Source organism: Allochromatium humboldtianum, assembly GCF_013385175.1.
GTDB lineage: Bacteria > Pseudomonadota > Gammaproteobacteria > Chromatiales > Chromatiaceae > Thermochromatium > Thermochromatium humboldtianum.
In genome coordinates this window covers 263,423-278,740 of the sequence record NZ_JABZEO010000005.1, presented here as the reverse complement: position 1 = coordinate 278,740, position 15,318 = coordinate 263,423, and the positions used below count along the sequence as shown (strand labels likewise).

The following is a 15,318-nucleotide window of genomic DNA, read 5'->3' as shown; positions in this document are numbered from 1 at the left end:
TCGCAACCCCGACATGGATCGCGCTTCGATCCTGTTTGACGCGCGTTGCGATGGCCGCTATCATTGCGCGTCTCATCTGGCTATGTAGCTCAGTTGGTTAGAGCATCGCACTCATAATGCGAGGGTCCCCTGTTCGAGTCAGGGCATAGCCACCATCGAATTCATCAAAGAGCCGATATCAGCGACTGTTGATATCGGCTCTTTCGTTTGACCATCGGGCGCGCGACTGATAGAAACGGCGCCTCCAATCCGTCCGATGGCGATCTCCATGGTTTCTCTGCTCAAGCCGGCTCTTGCGCGCCTCCCGATCCCGCCGGCACTGCTCGCGCTCGGCGCGGGTGCGTTGACAGTCCTCAGCTTTGCCCCCTTCTCGCTGTCTCCTGTCGCCGTGCTCGCCATCGCAGCGTTCTATCAGTCGCTCACGGAAGCCAGCCCACGGGCCGCCTTCCAGCGCGGCTGGCTGTTCGGCATGGGCCTGTTCGGCTTCGGCGTGTTCTGGATTCGGATCAGTCTCAACGAATTCGGCAACATGGACGCCTGGGTCGCGCATCTGCTCACGGCGCTGTTCATCGCGGTCATGGCCCTCTACAGCGGCGCGTCCGGCTGGCTGGTGCGGCGTCTGGACGCAGGCGCTCCGGTCTGGGTTGGGCCGCTGCTCCTGCTTCCAGGAGCCGTTGTGCTGCTCGAATGGATACGCGGCTGGCTGTTCACCGGCTTTCCCTGGCTCAGTCTGGGCTATGGACAGATCGCGGGACCTCTGGCCGGCTATGCGCCGATCCTGGGCGTACATGGCATCAGTCTGCTGGTTGCGTTCTCGGGCGGGTTGCTGTGGTGCGCGATCCACTGGCGTGACCGCGCGCGGATCGGCGCCGGGGTCGCGCTGGCGGCACTCTGGATCGGCGGGGCCGGACTGAGCGCCGTCGACTGGACTCAACCGGCCGGTCCACCGCTGCGCGCCAGCGTGCTCCAGGCCAATATCCCGCAGTCGATCAAGTGGGATCCCGAAGCGCGACTGATGATCGCCGAGACCCATGTCGATCTGACCCTGGAACATCTGGACTCGGACCTGATCGTCTGGCCCGAAACCGCCCTGCCCGACTTCCTGCACCAGATCCGTGCATCACTGCTCGATCCGCTCGCCGAACGGGCGCGCGCTGAAGGGACCGAGATCGTGCTCGGGCTACCTGCGATGGATCTGGAGAGCGGACGCTATTTCAACGGGCTGCTGGCGATCGGAAGCCGGGAGGATCTCTACGCCAAGCGCCATCTGGTGCCCTTCGGCGAGTTCCTGCCCTTCAAGTCCTGGCTCGGGCCGCTGGTGGATCTGTTCGAGGTGCCGATGTCGGACTTCAGCCCCGGCGACAATCGCCGTCCGCTGCTGAACGTGGGCGCGCATCAGGTCGGCGTCTCCATCTGCTATGAGGATGCCTTTCCCATTGAGGTGATCCAGGCTCTGCCCGAAGCGGCCTATCTGATCAACGTCAGCAACGATGCCTGGTTCGGCGACTCGCTCGCCCCGCCGCAGCATCTGGAGATTGCGCGGATGCGGGCGCTGGAGACCGGGCGCGATCTGCTGCGAGCCACCAATACCGGGATCTCGGCCATCATCGACCATCGCGGTCGCCTGATCGACACCCTGCCCTCCTTCGTGCGCGGCGCGGTCACGGCCGAGATCCAGCCGCGCCAGGGCGCCACACCCTTCAGCCGGTTCGGCCACTGGCCGGCGGTGAGTCTGGCGCTCGTTTTGACCCTGCTCGGCGGCCGGCGCCAAATTCGACGCCTGATTCAGTCGACCTTCAACAAATGGGCGCGATAGTGGCGCAGTTCGTCGATGGATTCGCGGATGTCGTCGAGCGCCAAATGGCGTGATTCCTTCTTGAAACCGCTCGCCACCTCGGGCGCCCAGCGCTGGGCGAGGATCTTGAGCGTGCTCACATCCAGGTTGCGATAGTGGCAGTAGGCTTCCAGACGCGGCATCCAGCGCGCCAGGAAGCGTCGATCCTGACAGATGCTGTTGCCGCACAGGGGCGAGGCGCCGGACGGGACGTATTGAGCCAGAAAGTCGAGCGTCGCCGTTTCGGCATCGCGCACGCTATACGGACTCAGACGCACGCGCTCCAGCAGCCCGGACGCACCGTGGTGTTCGCGATTCCAGTCGTCCAGATCCGCCAGAATGGCCTCGTCCTGATGGATCGCCATGACCGGCCCCTCGGCCAACACCTGGAGCCGGCTGTCCGTGATGAGAGTCGCAATCTCCAGGATACGGTCGCGGTCGGGATCCAGTCCGGTCATCTCCAGATCCATCCAGATCAGGTTGTGCTCGCTCTTGCTCATGTGCCTCAGGTCCGTTCGATTGTTCGGTTTCGCGCACATTGTCGCATCATTGCCGGTCGAGCCACGCGCCTCGTGCACCAGGTTCGCACATCGACCGCTCGCGCGAAGTGTCGCCTTGGCTCAGAAAACGCCACCAAAGAACGGAAACCCAAGGCACGCCTGAACCCTCATTGACGTTGGCCTTGAATTTGCTGTCTGATCTGCGTTATATCGTCTTGGATATAACACCCGACTCGGAGACCGACCGTCATGACGCACAGCCTCGAACAGGGCCTGGAGACCAGCGGCGCGCTGCGACTGGAGCTGAATCACCAGAAGTTCGCCGGTCATGGCCGAATCGATCTGTTGCGCCGCATCGCGGAGACCGGATCGATCTCGCGCGCGGCCAAGTCACTGGGCATGTCCTACAAACAGGCCTGGGACTCGGTCGATGCCATGAACAACCTTTCGCCCGAGCCGCTGGTGCGGCGTCAGGTCGGCGGGCGGCATGGCGGCGGGACCGAACTCACCGAGGAGGGACGCCGCCTGATCGCGGTCTACGAGGCCGCCGAGCGCGAGCACCGGCGCTTTCTGGAGCGTCTGAGCGCGGGCATTCAGGATTTCGATCATTTTCACGCACTCTTGGGAACATTGAGCATGAAAGTCAGCACACGCAATCATCTGCGCGGGATCGTCTCCGCGATCAAGCCCGGCGCGGTCAATGCCGAGGTCACGCTCGACGTCAACGGCGATCCACTGGTCGCCATCATCACCAACGACAGCGTCTCTGCGCTGGGTCTGACGGTCGGCGCCGAGGCCTTCGCCCTCATCAAGGCGTCCTTCGTCATCCTCGCCACCGAGGACGGCGGACTCAAGACCTCGGCGCGCAACCGGCTGTGCGGCGTCGTCGAGCGTATCGTCACGGGCGCGGTCAACACTGAGGTGGTGCTGGCGCTCGACGGCGGAACCCGACTCACAGCCATGATCACCAATGAGAGCGCCACAGATCTGGAGCTGACCGTCGGCGAGCGCGCCTGCGCCCTGATCAAGGCCCCGCACGTCATCCTGGCCGTCAAGGATTGAGCGGTTGGTTGTAACGATTCGTTGTTGCGCCAGCCGTTATATCTTTATGGATATAGCCATCCACTTCATCCGCGTCAGAAGATTGCAGATCAGGAGAACCCGCATGAAAACCATACCCAAGACACTCACCGCCCTAGCCCTGCTCGCCGGCGCCTGTGCCGCGCAGGCCGAGACCGTTCAGGTCGCGGTCGCGGCCAATTTCACCGCCCCCATGAAGGTCATCGCCGAGGCCTTCGCCCAGGACACCGGCCACAAGGCCGAGGCCGCCTACGGCTCGACAGGCAAGTTCTACGCCCAGATCACGAACGGCGCCCCCTTCCAAGTGTTCCTGGCGGCCGATGACACCACGCCCGCCAAACTGGAAGACGAGGGCATGACACGGCCCGGAACCCGTTTCACCTATGCCACGGGCACCCTGGTGCTGTGGAGCGCCGATCCCGCGCTCATCAAGGATGGCGCCCGCGTGCTGGGGCGCAACCAGTTCCGCAAGCTCGCCATCGCCAACCCCAAGACCGCACCCTACGGCACCGCCGCCGTCGAGGTCATGAAGGCGCTTCAGGTCGATCAGATGCTCGCGCCCAAGCTGGTCCAGGGCGAGAACATCGCTCAGACCTATCAGTTCGTCAGCACCGGCAACGCCGAGTTGGGCTTCGTCGCCCTGTCACAGGCGTTCAAGGATGGCCAGATCACCGGGGGTTCGGCCTGGGTCGTCCCGGCCGAGATGCATGAGCCGATCCGTCAGGACGCGGTGATCCTGAAGACTGGCGAAGGCAACGCGGCAGCGAATGCCTTCATGGATTATCTGAAGAGCGACAAGGTCAAGGCCATCATCCGCTCCTTCGGCTACGAGATCTGATCGGACGGGCGCGCCATGGGCTTCTCCGATGCCGACATCCAGGCGATCTGGCTGACATTCCGTCTGGCCGGCCTGACCACACTCCTGCTGCTGCTCATCGGCACGCCCATCGCCTGGTGGCTGGCGCGCACCCGCTCGCGCTGGAAGGGGCCGGTCGGCGCCGTGGTGGCGCTCCCCCTGGTGCTGCCGCCCACGGTGATCGGCTTCTATCTGCTGGTGGCCATGGGGCCGAATGGTCCCGTGGGCCAGCTCACCCAAGCGGTCGGGATCGGCCTGCTGCCCTTCACCTTCTGGGGGCTGGTGATCGCCTCGGTATTCTATTCGATGCCCTTCGTGGTGCAGCCGATCCAGAATGCCATCGAGGCGCTCGGCGAGCGCCCGCTGGAGGTGGCCGCGACCCTGCGCGCCGGCCCCTGGGATCGCTTCTTCAGCGTCGTGGTGCCCCTGGCGCGACCTGGGTTCCTGACCGCCGCCATCCTGGGGTTCGCCCACACGGTCGGCGAATTCGGCGTGGTGCTCATGATCGGCGGCAACATTCCGGGCGCCACGCGCGTGGTCTCGGTGCAGATCTACGACTATGTCGAGGCCATGGAGTACGGTCAGGCCCACTGGCTGGCCATGAGCATGGTGATCTTCTCGTTCCTGGTGCTGCTGGCGCTCTATACCCTCAACCCCAACCAACGCCGTTTCTGACCCCATGACGACCGATCACATCCAGGCCCGCTTCCATCTCGACTATCCGGAATTCACGCTGAACGTGGATCTCGAACTGCCGGGACGCGGGGTCACGGCTCTGTTCGGGCATTCCGGCTCGGGCAAGACGACCCTGCTGCGTCTGGTCGCCGGGCTGATCCGTATCCAGGATGGCCGTCTGAGCGTCAATGGCGAGGTCTGGCAGGATGACCGGATCTTTCTGCCGACCCACAAGCGCCCGCTGGGCTATGTGTTCCAGGAGGCGAGTCTCTTCCCGCATCTGACCGCGCGCGGCAATCTGGAATACGGCATGAAGCGCGTCGGCAACGCCATGGATGGCGCGGCGCTGGAACAGGCCGTCGCGCTGCTCGGCATCGGTCATCTGCTCGACCGGCGCCCGCATCAGCTCTCGGGCGGCGAACGCCAGCGCGTGGCCATCGCCCGCGCCCTGGCGGTCCAGCCGCGACTGCTGCTGATGGACGAGCCGCTGGCCGCGCTCGATCTCAAGCGCAAGCAGGAGATCCTGCCCTATCTGGAGCGGCTGCACGACGCGCTGGAGATTCCGGTGCTCTATGTCAGCCACTCGCCCGACGAGGTCGCGCGGCTGGCCGATACCGTGGTGTTGGTGGAACAGGGGCGCGTGCGCGCCCAGGGGCCGGTGAACGAGCTGTTCAGCCGGCTCGATCTCGCGCTCGCTCAGGATCAGGAGGCGAGCGCCATCATCGAGGGCGTGGTTCTGAGTCATGACGACGACTATGCCCTGACGCGGCTGGAGATCCAGGGCGGCCATCTGAGCGTGGCGCGACTCGATCGCGACATCCATGAGCTGGTGCGGGTGCGTATCCATGCGCGCGATGTCAGTCTGGCCCTGGACGAACCGGGAGCGTCCAGCATCCTCAACATCCTGCCCGCGCGCATCCTGGAGATGCGCGAGATCGAACAGGCACAGGTGCTGGTCAAGCTCTGCACGGGGGCTGGCGAGAAAACACCGCTGCTGGCCCGCATCACCCGCCACTCGCGCGACCGGCTGCGGCTGCATGAGGGCCAGAGCGTCTTCGCTCAGGTCAAGGCGGTGGCCTTGATGGATTGACGTCGGAAGACACCGGCACTCCCAACGCGAGAATGCCGGCCACTGATCGGACGGGATGGCTCAGGCCGGGACGCCCAGGATGACGGACGAGGCCTTGAAGACCGCCGTGGCGGGGCTGCCAGGTTCGAGTCCCAGCTCGTCAGCGGCGTTGTGGGTGATGGTGGCATGAACCTCGGCGCCGCCGGTCAGGGCAATGGTCACTTCGGCGCTCACCGGACCCGAGGTGACGGCCTTGACGGTTCCGGCCAGACAGTTGCGCGCGCTGAGCCGAATACCCGCCTCGTCGGTCATGACCAGCACGGACGACGCCTTGACGAGCGCCACAGCCTCTTTGCCGGCCGCCAGCCCGAGCGCTTGGGCACTCTCGTTGGTGATCATGGCGACCAGCTTCTCGCCGCCGGACAGCGTGAGATCCACCTCGCTGTTGACGGCCCCGGTGCGAACGGCGTCGACGGTTCCACGGAAGATGTTGCGTGCACTGATTTTCATGTCGGATCTCGCTTTTTCTGAGGACAGGGAACAACGGACACCGTCCCTTTAGGGCTTCGGCGAACCGTGTCCTGACTGTAGGGCGAGGCGGTTGGTATTTGCCACCATAGCGCTGGCGGCGAAGCTGGCATGCATCGATTCACTCTGACCCTAATCGGCGCTATAGTTTTTCAAACATAGCGATTCCACGATCAATGCCTTCCAACGCCATCGCACCATTCAAGCTGTTGACATCCTCCCCCGCCTGAAGGTGGGGGATTCCTACGGCGCTCAAACGCGGCTTTGAGCCGTGCCGGAGTCGCTTCGGTGGGTTCCTGCTGCTGGCGGCCTGACAGCACCGCTCACTTCACAGGCGAACCGGGCGTGTCCCGCCCTTAACACATTGATCGCGCCGACGAGATCGGCGTGTTCCTCGAAACCACATTCCACACAGGCGAACCGGGCTTGCGTCCGGCGGTTGTCGGCCGACACATGACCACAACACGGACAGGTGCGGCTGGTGTTGCGCGGTGGCACGGCGATGAGCCAGCCGCCCTTCCAGGCCAGCTTGTAGTCCAACTGGCGGCGGAACTCGTACCAACCTTGGTCGAGGATGGACTTGTTCAAACCGGATTTGGCCCGAACGTTCCGGCCTGGCTGCTCGGTGGTGCCGGCCGCTGATTTGGACAGATGGCGTACCGGCAAGTCCTCGATACACACCATCGCGTGGTTTTGGCTGATCGTGGTCGAGGTCTTGTGCAGGTAGTCGCGGCGGGCATTACCAATCCGGGAATGAATCTTCTGGACGCGGGCTTTCGCCTTCTTCCAATTGCGGCTGAACTTCACCTTGCGGCTCAGTGCCTGCTGCGCCTGGCGCAAGGCCGTTTCATGGCGCTTGAAGCTGTTGAGCGGTGCGTAGAACGTGCCGTCGGAGAGCGTGGCGAAGCGGACGATACCCAGGTCGAGGCCGACGGCGCCGCCTTGCGGGATGGGCGGATCGACCGCGCGCGCGGTCTGAATCGACACGAACCACTGGCCGCCCGACCGGCTCACGGTGACGTTCTTCACCACACCGAGCACGTCCCGACTGTGGCGATAGCGCAGCCAGCCGAGCTTGGGCAGAAAGATCCGGCGGTTGGCCTGATCGAGCTTGATCTGCTTGGGGTCCGGGTAGCGGAAACTGTCGCCTTGCCCTTTCTTCTTGAAGCGGGGAAACGCCGCCCGCTGGGCGAAGAAGTTGGTATAGGCCCGCTCCAAGTCCTTGAGCGTCTGTTGCAGCGGATGAACCGGCGCCTCGGCCAGCCAGGCCGTCTCCGGGCGGTTGCGCCAGTCGGTGAGGCACTGGCACAGCCCCGCGTAACCGAGCTTCGGCTCGCCGTGCTCATAACGCGCCTGCTGCAACGCTAGCGCCCGGTTGTAGACAAACCGGCACGATCCGGCGAAGCGGCGCAACTGCCGCTCCTGCTGACCCGTGGGCCGGAGTGCGTACTTGTAGGCTTGAAGGCGTTGCATGGCTCGATCATACCTGAAACCCAAGGACGGCTCCGCCCTCCGCGCTATCCTTCCCCGCCCTGAACTGGGTCAACAGACCAGATGAAAACCGCCAACCGCCTGCATCCGAACCGTTCTAACGCCGGAACACCCGCTTGGCCGCCTTCATCCTCACCATCGTTAGCGGTGCGGAAAACGGGGTCGGCCTCACACATCCACTAGATCGGCCAAACGCTCTGCCATATCGGCTTTGCGCGCAATCATCTTCTCGACCAGCTTGCCGCTGCCGCCACTGTCGATGATGACCCGGCGAATCCATTCGTCGGGGAGGCCAACCACGATCCTGATAGCCCGCTCGATGTCATCCGGACCCATATCCGCGAAGAGCTTGATGGCATGCGGGTTGTCCTGGTCGCTCCGCAGGACATCGAGCTCGTCCACGCGGGTGCCGAACGCTCGCCCCTTGGGATCGCCGTGAGCCCGGAACGCCAGCGCGCCCCCCACATCGAGCGTCAACACGGTTCCAGCGAGGACGCCCTGATTGTCGCCCACGAAACCCGCCGCGTCCCAATTGGCCGTCCAGGCATGCACGCCGAACCACCGCTGCGCCTGCCGGCGCTCGTGCTCGGTGAAGTGCGCCACGCATGTCTTGTCGAGCTGAACCCATTGCGTGGCGATCTGGTCGGGAGCCGTGGTGTGCACATACGTCAGGGTCGGGGCGCCCGCCAGGCGGTAGAGCCGGGCCGCGATGGTTTCATTGCGCGCATGCGCGGCAGACTCTAGCGTCTTCACATAGTAGCGTCGCCCGCGCGCGTCCTGGTAAATGCCGGCGGGATTGGTGCCCAGCTGTCCGCCGACGCGCTGCATGGCGGCCGTATCGATCACGGGCATTCCAACGCTCATCACGGCGACTCGGCTCAGGGAAGCGGAACGATACGGCGCACCAGGGCGAGTTGCGCGGGCGTTTCGATGGCGCCCCGGCGCGCGCCGCGCACGGAGCGGATCGCCTCTTCGGTGTCCACGCCCAGCTCGACGAGCAGCCGCGCCGCGATCATCCCCGCCCGCCCCAGTCCGCCCCGGCAATGCACGAGCACGTCATCGCCGTGGCGCAGTCGCTCGCGGATCGCACAGCCTTGCGTGACCCATTGGTGCTCGAACGCCTCGGTTGGAACGGAGTAGTCGGCAATGGGCAGATGCAGCCACGCGATGCCTCGGCGCTGAATCTCCTGCCCGAGAGACGGAACCTTGAGCGCCACGAGTTCGGCCGGCTCCAGCAGGGTCAGCACCAGCCGCGCGCCCCAAGCTGCGATGGCATCCAAATCGCTGCCGAGATCGCGCTCCCAGGCTCCCGTGTGGGCAAAGGGGTCATGCTTGCCTGGACAGAAGGTGATCCCGATCCGCCCGTGCGACGGCGTTGCGCGGACTTCCGCGATCTGTAGAGGATGGGTCTGGCTGGTCCGGGGTGTTGGCATACGGGTCTGGCCGACGAGAAAGGTTTCAGCTCGCATACAGTGGCCGATAGCCGAGGCGATCGCCAGGTCGCAGTATCCGGCAGCACACCTCGCGCTGTCGACCTCCGGCTGCCAGGCGATGCCGTCGTGATCGCTCGCCTGCGGGCGAAGCGCCATTTCCCGCAGAGCACTACACCGATCATGGGCGTGTCGTGGTCATCGCCATCCGGCCCGATGGACTGCGTCTCGGCGACGCGCTGGGACTGGAGATCGAGATCACCCGCGTCATCGCACTGGACGACGACCGGACACTGCTGGGCCGCCTGCCCGATCACACGGCCATCCAGATCCGGCTCGACAGCCGGACCCCGACACCGAGGCCCGGCAGTCGCACCCGACTCGGAATCCCGCACGCAGCGATCATCCCCTTGTCGGGACGCGCCACGGACACCGAGGCGACGCGCTTCGACCCCTGTTCACCCTGAACCGCCACCGAGATCATCGCCATGCAGAACAGCGATCAATGCCGCTACGGCAAACGCCCCGTAACCGGCGAGATGGAACTACGCGCTACCTTGCCGCTTGATCTGCTCACGCGCATGGTGAACCCGCGCTTCTCTCATCTTTTCGGCGGCATTGGCGATCTCGAAGAGAAAATAGGCGCTACCCTCGTAGAGCACATCATTTTTCAAGGCGCTCCCGACCTCTTCATAATTGGGGATGCCCCGCATGACCGCCTTTTTCCCCACACGATGCGCGAGGGACTCGGTGTGATAATTGCCGATGATCAGGTCGTAAGACTCGCTCATGTTTTCGGCGTCTTCGAGATCCCCGACGATCACCTGATCCGCATCGATCTCAGCGAGGATCGGCGAATCGACCGTCGCGATCGCCAGGGTGACTTTGCCCCCGACCTCGCGCAGGGACGCGGCCATGGCCGCCAGATGATCAGGCTCCGCAGCGAGCAGGAAACGGGTCTGCCCGATGGAGAAATGGCTGTCGAGCATGGCGTCCTGAAGCCGCTTGCGCCAGCGTTCGACCGCTGCCGGAGGCGCATCCCGACCGCTCACTTCGAGCAGCCAGGCCACCAGCGCGTCGGTTCCCTCCAGACCGCTGACATGATTGAAGTGCCGGTGCCGAATCGCCGGATTCTTGGCCTGCAAGGTCGCGCCGACGGGCTTGACGGAACCCCCGACCGTGACGACGAAGGCCGCATCCGCCAGCTGCCTGAGTTCAGCGACCGTCACCCCGCCGCTGCTCAAGGATGCCTGTTTTTCACCCAGATGGTTGTCGAGCGAGGAGGACAGATCCGGCACGGCAACGACCGTGAAGCCGAATGATTCGATGACCTCCCGGAGCTTCTCGACCTCGATGGGCAGCAGACTGACATGAGGGACCAGAACCATCTTCTGCGCATCGATCCGGTCGCCGGGCTCGGTGAGCTGATCGATCAGCGCCTGGGTGGTCAGGGTCCAGCCGCTCTCCAGGCCGCCTTTGAAATCCGGGGTGTTGACATAGACCAGAGGCACGTCGATCTTGCCGGCGATGCCTCGGATATCGTCCCCCTTGGTCTCGGTCAGCCCGGTGGTATGCAGCCCGATCAGCTCAGGGGCGACCTTGTCGTGAATGTTCTTGATCGACTCGACGATACTGTAGTCGCCGCCATCGAGCACGGCGATCACGTCGTTCACCGCCGTCGTCTGCAGGGCGACGGGCTCGCAGAAATGGCGGGTGAACATCACCTTGGCGAAACTGGCGCAGCCCTGAGCGCCGTGCATCAGGGGCATACAGCGGTCGACTCCCAGGAACGCCATGGTCGCCCCCATCGGCTGTGACAGCTTATGGGGATTGACCTGAAGCGGCTTGCCCGACTTGCGTTTTACTTCTGCCATGGCGCTTTCCTGTCGACCAGTTCGAAAACCGGATTCTGCAATGAATTCTTGAGGTCTTCGGCGAGGACCAGGAGCCCGTCGTAACCGCCGTAGCTCTTCTTCTTTTCCTGATTGACGTCGGTAAAGGCGATCCGCTTTTTGATCGCGGTATAGAGTGAACGCCCGCCGGCCAGGAGCAGATGGGCCCCTGTCTCGTCGATGACCTTCGCCTGCTGAGTCGCCGGATTGGTCATCAGAATGGCCTTCTCGCCGAGGTATTGCCGCGCCTTGGCCTTATCCTCCTCCGTCGACTTGCGCACCGATGTCGCCACGACCTCGATCCCCAGATCCTGGAGCGCCGAAGCGATGGACCAGGCCTTGTTGCCGCCGGTATTGAGCACCGCCTTCTTGCCGGCAAAGACCTCCCGGTACGGGATGAGCTGCTGTTTCAGACGCGCCTCTTCGCGGGCGATCAGCGCGCGGGTGCGCTCGATCAGATCGGCATCGCCCAAGGCTTCGGCGATGGCCAGGAGGCCAGCCGAGGTATCGGTCATGCCGTAGAAGGAACAGGAGATCCAGGGGATGCCGTACCGCTCCTGCATCTTGCGGGTCATGGACACCAGGGATTTGGCGCAGACGATCACGTTGAGCCTGGCCCGGTGGGCGGTGCGGATCTCGGCGATGCGGCCATCGCCGCTGAAGGTCGAGAGCACGCGGATGCCGAGTTCTTCGAGCAGATGCCGGTAGCGCCAGAGCTCGCCGGTGTTGTTGTGCTCGCCGATCAGGTTGATATCGAAGGGGGTCGTGTACTCCGGTTCCTTGGTCCCGATCAGGTGTTGCAGCACGGCTTCGCCGGCGATACGGCTGCCGAGGTTCTTGGCGCCGACGAAACCGGGCGCATGCACAGGCACGCAGGGGATGCCGTGTTTCTCGGTTCTGTGCTTGCAGACGGCGTCGATGTCATCCCCGGTCAGGGCGGGGACGCAGGTCGAGTAGACGAACACGGCCTCGGGCGCATAGTTGGAGACGATATGGTCGATGGCGGCGGCCAGCTTCCGCTCGCCGCCGAACACCACATCGTTGTTCGTGATGTCGGTGGCGAAACCGGTCTGGGTCAGGTCGCGCCCGGCCCAAGAGGTCGGCGTCAGGCGCGTTTCCCAGGCCCCGCCGATGCAGGACATGGGGCCATGGATCAGATGAGCGGCATCGGCGAAGGGAAAGAGGGCGATCTGAGCACCGTCAAGCGCACAGCCGCCGGTGGTGGCTCCGGGCGTGGGAGCGTTACAAGACTTTTTTTTGTCTTTGTTGTGCTCGCAGGCGCTCTCGACGAGCAATTCTTTGATTTTCGGTTTGGATGACACGACGTTTTCCGCTCCTCATCTAACAGTCATGTCCTGCACTAGCAAGAAAGCTGCCATCCTTGGCCGCCCGACTGATCCGCTGATACCGACACGCGAGCGCCATGGCCGAAGATCGCTCACCCGGCCAAGGGATGTGGCGTTATGCACAAAAAGCATAGCGGCGTGTGCGATTTGCTCCACGCACCCTTTCCAGGCGGCGGACGCCATCCTCGACGACTGACGCTGGCCCTGACCGTCATGGTCACGCTCAACATGATTCCGGCCGCCTGCATCGGCCGCCGACGGGCCGGACTCTCGTTGGGCCGGCGCCAAATCGGGATGTCGCCCGGCGATCAACGCTCGAAGACGATCCGCCCCCCGAGCAGCGTCCAGCTCACCCGTCCGCGCAACTCGTGCCCCATGAAGGGCGTGTTGTGTCCCTGACTGATCCAGGTCGCCGGCGACGGCGTCCAGAGCGCTTCAGGGTCGAAGACACAGAGATCCGCTGCGGCGCCGGGCGCGAGGCGTCCTAGGTCGCGCTCCAGGATGGCGGCCGGCCCGACCGTGAGCCGCTCGATCATGCCCATGAGATCGAACACGCCCTCTTCGACCAGCCGTAGCGCCAGCGGCAGCACGGTCTCCAGGCCCGAGAGTCCGGGCGCGGTCTCGGGGAAGGGACCGAGCTTGGCATCCGGGTCGTGCGGCTGATGGTCCGAGCAGACCGCCGTCAGCACACCTTCGGCCAGCGCCGCACGCAGTGCGTCGCGATCGGCCGGCGTGCGCAGCGGCGGGACGAGATGGCAGTTGGCGTCGAAACGCTCCAGGTCGTGCTCGCTGAGGAAGAGCTGATGCAGCGCCACGTCTCCGCTCGCCCGCACCCCGCGCGCGCGCGCCTCGGCCAGCATCTCGACCCCGCGCGCGGTCGACAGACCACGGAAGTGGATGCGCGCCCCCGTCTGCTCAGCGAGCGCCAGATCGCGCGCCACGGCCACGGTCTCGGCCGCCTCGGGGATGCCGGGCAGCCCGAGCCGGGTGCTGACGACGCCCTCGTGCGCGCAACCGCCCGCGCTCAGCTCGGGATCGAGCGGCAGCAGGAACAGGGTCAGCCCGAAGGTCGCGGCATATTCCAGTGCGCGGCGCTGTACCTGGGTGTCGCGGATCGGGCGATCGGCCTGACCGAGCGCCGGACAGCCGGCGAGCTTGAGCGCCGCCATCTCGGTGATGGACTGGCCCTCCAGTCCCACGGTCATGGCCCCGATCGGCAGCACGCGGGTCAGACCATGACGCTTGGAGATCTGATGGATCAGCCGCGCCACCGCCGGGTTGTCGATGACCGGGCGGGTGTCGGGCGGACAGCAGAGCGTGGTGACGCCGGACGCGGCCGCCGCGCGTCCCTCGCTGGCGATGGTCGCCTTCTGTTCGAGACCGGGTTCGCGCACCCGCGCGCAGAGATCGACGAAGCCAGGACAGACCACCTGCCCGCGCGCATCCAGCGTGCGGTCGGGCTGAAAGCCGCTGGGCGCGGCGCCGATGGCCAGCACCCGGCCCTCGGCGAGATGGATGTCGGCGACGGCATCGTGCCCGCTGGCCGGATCGATGAGCCGTCCGTGACGAATGCTGAGACGGGGTGCATTAAGCATGGGTCGCTTCTTCCTGACTCTGGCTGCCGAGATGCTGATTGCCGAGACACATGGACATCACCGCCATGCGCACCGCGATGCCGTTCGTCACCTGCTCCAGGATCACCGAGCGGCGCCCGTCGGCGACCTGCGAATCCATCTCGACCCCGCGATTGATCGGCCCCGGATGCATGACGATGGCATCCGGGCGCGCGGTCGAGAGCCGCTCCTCGGTCAGCCCGAAGAGCTGGAAGTATTCGTGCTCGCTCGGCAGCAGCGCGCTGTTCATGCGCTCGCGCTGGATACGCAGCATGATGACCACGTCGGCGTCGCGCACACCTTCGCTCAGATCGTGATAGGCCCTGACCCCGAACGCCTCCTCGACCCGTGTCGGCAGCAGGGTGCGCGGGGCGATGATGCGCACGTCGGGCACGCCGAGCGTCCTGAGCGCGAGCATCTGCGAGCGCGCCACGCGCGAGTGCAGGATGTCGCCGACGATGGCCACGCTCAGCTGGTCGAAGTCCGGCTTGTGGCGGCGGATGGTGAGCATGTCGAGCATGGCCTGGGTCGGATGCGCGTGGCGTCCGTCGCCGGCGTTGACGATGCTCACATGCGGCGCGGCATGGGCGGCCATGAAGTGTGCGGTGCCGCTTTCGGCATGGCGCACGACGAACATGTCGACGTGCATGGCCTCCAGGTTGCGCAGGGTGTCGAGCAGGGTCTCGCCCTTGGCCGTGGACGAGGTCGAGATGTTGAGATTGAGCACGTCGGCCGAGAGCCGCTTGGCGGCCAGCTCGAAGGTGGTGCGGGTGCGGGTGCTGGTCTCGAAGAACAGATTGGCCACGACCTTGCCGCGACACAGCGGCACCTTCTTGACCGCCTGCTGGGCCACGCCGAGAAAACCCTCGGCCTGATCGAGGATCTCGATCAGGAGTTCACGGCTCAGTCCGTCGATGGTGAGGAAGTGCTTGAGCCGGCCTTGGGCGTCGAGCTGTGGATTGGGCGTCGTCATGGTATTTCAATACGGGTGGATGGGCTGAGCC

16 protein-coding genes and 1 tRNA gene are annotated in these 15,318 nt (G+C 64.9%); 7 read left to right on the top strand and 10 right to left on the bottom strand.

Going from position 1 to position 15,318, the window contains the following annotated elements:
* The first annotated feature begins 78 nt into the window (after positions 1–78).
* Positions 79–155, top strand: a tRNA-Met gene (locus HW932_RS09910).
* On the opposite strand, the gene HW932_RS22015 is transcribed toward HW932_RS09910, so the two are convergent.
* Complete coding sequence (locus HW932_RS22015) at positions 139–270, bottom strand: hypothetical protein (RefSeq protein WP_281358201.1); 132 nt, start codon at positions 268–270, stop codon at positions 139–141. The two genes, HW932_RS09910 and HW932_RS22015, sit on opposite strands and share 17 nt — an antisense overlap.
* On the opposite strand from HW932_RS22015, the gene lnt reads away from it, so the two are divergent.
* Complete coding sequence (lnt, locus tag HW932_RS09905; RefSeq protein ID WP_246296758.1) at positions 269–1,816, top strand: apolipoprotein N-acyltransferase; 1,548 nt, start codon at positions 269–271, stop codon at positions 1,814–1,816. The two genes, HW932_RS22015 and lnt, sit on opposite strands and share 2 nt — an antisense overlap.
* Here lnt and orn read toward each other — a convergent pair.
* Positions 1,786–2,334: an oligoribonuclease gene (orn, locus tag HW932_RS09900; protein ID WP_176976321.1), complete on the bottom strand. Its 549-nt coding sequence runs from the start codon at positions 2,332–2,334 to the stop codon at positions 1,786–1,788. The genes lnt and orn overlap by 31 nt on opposite strands.
* A gap of 249 nt (positions 2,335–2,583) precedes the next feature.
* On the opposite strand from orn, the gene HW932_RS09895 reads away from it, so the two are divergent.
* The 4 genes from HW932_RS09895 to modC all read left to right on the top strand — a co-directional run bounded on the left by HW932_RS09895 (position 2,584) and on the right by modC (position 6,035).
* Positions 2,584–3,396, top strand: coding sequence for a TOBE domain-containing protein (locus tag HW932_RS09895; RefSeq protein ID WP_176976320.1), 813 nt, complete (start codon positions 2,584–2,586; stop codon positions 3,394–3,396).
* 103 nt (positions 3,397–3,499) lie between these two features.
* Positions 3,500–4,252 (top strand): molybdate ABC transporter substrate-binding protein, encoded by a 753-nt coding sequence (gene modA / locus HW932_RS09890; protein ID WP_176976319.1) that lies wholly within the window; start codon positions 3,500–3,502, stop codon positions 4,250–4,252.
* A 15-nt stretch (positions 4,253–4,267) separates the two neighbouring features.
* Positions 4,268–4,945 (top strand): molybdate ABC transporter permease subunit, encoded by a 678-nt coding sequence (gene modB, locus HW932_RS09885; protein WP_176976318.1) that lies wholly within the window; start codon positions 4,268–4,270, stop codon positions 4,943–4,945.
* Between the two features lie 4 nt (positions 4,946–4,949).
* Positions 4,950–6,035 (top strand): molybdenum ABC transporter ATP-binding protein, encoded by a 1,086-nt coding sequence (gene modC / locus HW932_RS09880; protein WP_176976317.1) that lies wholly within the window; start codon positions 4,950–4,952, stop codon positions 6,033–6,035.
* 60 nt (positions 6,036–6,095) lie between these two features.
* Here the strand turns inward: modC and HW932_RS09875 are convergent, their stop codons facing one another.
* The 4 genes from HW932_RS09875 to HW932_RS09860 form a co-directional block, all read right to left on the bottom strand.
* Positions 6,096–6,524, bottom strand: coding sequence for a TOBE domain-containing protein (locus HW932_RS09875; protein WP_176976316.1), 429 nt, complete (start codon positions 6,522–6,524; stop codon positions 6,096–6,098).
* 270 nt (positions 6,525–6,794) lie between these two features.
* Complete coding sequence (locus HW932_RS09870; RefSeq protein WP_176976315.1) at positions 6,795–8,015, bottom strand: RNA-guided endonuclease InsQ/TnpB family protein; 1,221 nt, start codon at positions 8,013–8,015, stop codon at positions 6,795–6,797.
* A 186-nt stretch (positions 8,016–8,201) separates the two neighbouring features.
* Entirely contained in the window at positions 8,202–8,885 is a 684-nt protein-coding gene (locus tag HW932_RS09865; RefSeq protein WP_246296756.1) for a hypothetical protein, read from the bottom strand.
* Positions 8,886–8,911: 26 nt separating this feature from the next.
* The gene (locus tag HW932_RS09860; RefSeq protein ID WP_012970103.1) at positions 8,912–9,466 is read right to left on the bottom strand and encodes a cyclin-dependent kinase inhibitor 3 family protein; all 555 of its coding nucleotides are present in this window, start codon (positions 9,464–9,466) and stop codon (positions 8,912–8,914) included.
* Positions 9,467–9,657: 191 nt separating this feature from the next.
* On the opposite strand from HW932_RS09860, the gene HW932_RS09855 reads away from it, so the two are divergent.
* Positions 9,658–9,930, top strand: coding sequence for a TOBE domain-containing protein (locus HW932_RS09855; protein WP_222932294.1), 273 nt, complete (start codon positions 9,658–9,660; stop codon positions 9,928–9,930).
* Between the two features lie 78 nt (positions 9,931–10,008).
* Here the strand turns inward: HW932_RS09855 and nifN are convergent, their stop codons facing one another.
* The 4 genes from nifN to HW932_RS09835 form a co-directional block, all read right to left on the bottom strand.
* Positions 10,009–11,337, bottom strand: coding sequence for a nitrogenase iron-molybdenum cofactor biosynthesis protein NifN (nifN, locus tag HW932_RS09850; RefSeq protein ID WP_176976313.1), 1,329 nt, complete (start codon positions 11,335–11,337; stop codon positions 10,009–10,011).
* Positions 11,325–12,677, bottom strand: a complete 1,353-nt coding sequence (gene nifE, locus HW932_RS09845; RefSeq protein ID WP_176976312.1) for a nitrogenase iron-molybdenum cofactor biosynthesis protein NifE — start codon at positions 12,675–12,677, stop codon at positions 11,325–11,327. Before nifE ends, nifN begins: the two co-directional genes overlap by 13 nt.
* 332 nt (positions 12,678–13,009) lie before the next feature.
* Positions 13,010–14,296, bottom strand: a complete 1,287-nt coding sequence (locus tag HW932_RS09840) for a dihydroorotase (RefSeq protein ID WP_176976311.1) — start codon at positions 14,294–14,296, stop codon at positions 13,010–13,012.
* Entirely contained in the window at positions 14,289–15,287 is a 999-nt protein-coding gene (locus tag HW932_RS09835; protein WP_176976310.1) for an aspartate carbamoyltransferase catalytic subunit, read from the bottom strand. The genes HW932_RS09840 and HW932_RS09835 overlap by 8 nt, the downstream gene beginning before the upstream one ends.
* Positions 15,288–15,318: the final 31 nt, after the last annotated feature.

Excerpts from the sequence above, each read along its gene's own strand:
- HW932_RS22015 (WP_281358201.1), bottom strand. The coding sequence starts at position 270 with ATGGAGATCGCCATCGGACGGATTGGAGGCGCCGTTTCTATCAGTCGC.
- HW932_RS09860 (WP_012970103.1), bottom strand. The coding sequence starts at position 9,466 with ATGCCAACACCCCGGACCAGCCAGACCCATCCTCTACAGATCGCGGAA.
- modC (WP_176976317.1), top strand. The coding sequence starts at position 4,950 with ATGACGACCGATCACATCCAGGCCCGCTTCCATCTCGACTATCCGGAA.
- HW932_RS09870 (WP_176976315.1), bottom strand. The coding sequence starts at position 8,015 with ATGCAACGCCTTCAAGCCTACAAGTACGCACTCCGGCCCACGGGTCAG.
- HW932_RS09895 (WP_176976320.1), top strand. The coding sequence starts at position 2,584 with ATGACGCACAGCCTCGAACAGGGCCTGGAGACCAGCGGCGCGCTGCGA.
- nifN (WP_176976313.1), bottom strand. The coding sequence starts at position 11,337 with ATGGCAGAAGTAAAACGCAAGTCGGGCAAGCCGCTTCAGGTCAATCCC.
- HW932_RS09875 (WP_176976316.1), bottom strand. The coding sequence starts at position 6,524 with ATGAAAATCAGTGCACGCAACATCTTCCGTGGAACCGTCGACGCCGTT.
- modA (WP_176976319.1), top strand. The coding sequence starts at position 3,500 with ATGAAAACCATACCCAAGACACTCACCGCCCTAGCCCTGCTCGCCGGC.
- lnt (WP_246296758.1), top strand. The coding sequence starts at position 269 with ATGGTTTCTCTGCTCAAGCCGGCTCTTGCGCGCCTCCCGATCCCGCCG.
- orn (WP_176976321.1), bottom strand. The coding sequence starts at position 2,334 with ATGAGCAAGAGCGAGCACAACCTGATCTGGATGGATCTGGAGATGACC.
- HW932_RS09865 (WP_246296756.1), bottom strand. The coding sequence starts at position 8,885 with ATGCCCGTGATCGATACGGCCGCCATGCAGCGCGTCGGCGGACAGCTG.
- modB (WP_176976318.1), top strand. The coding sequence starts at position 4,268 with ATGGGCTTCTCCGATGCCGACATCCAGGCGATCTGGCTGACATTCCGT.
- HW932_RS09840 (WP_176976311.1), bottom strand. The coding sequence starts at position 14,296 with ATGCTTAATGCACCCCGTCTCAGCATTCGTCACGGACGGCTCATCGAT.
- HW932_RS09835 (WP_176976310.1), bottom strand. The coding sequence starts at position 15,287 with ATGACGACGCCCAATCCACAGCTCGACGCCCAAGGCCGGCTCAAGCAC.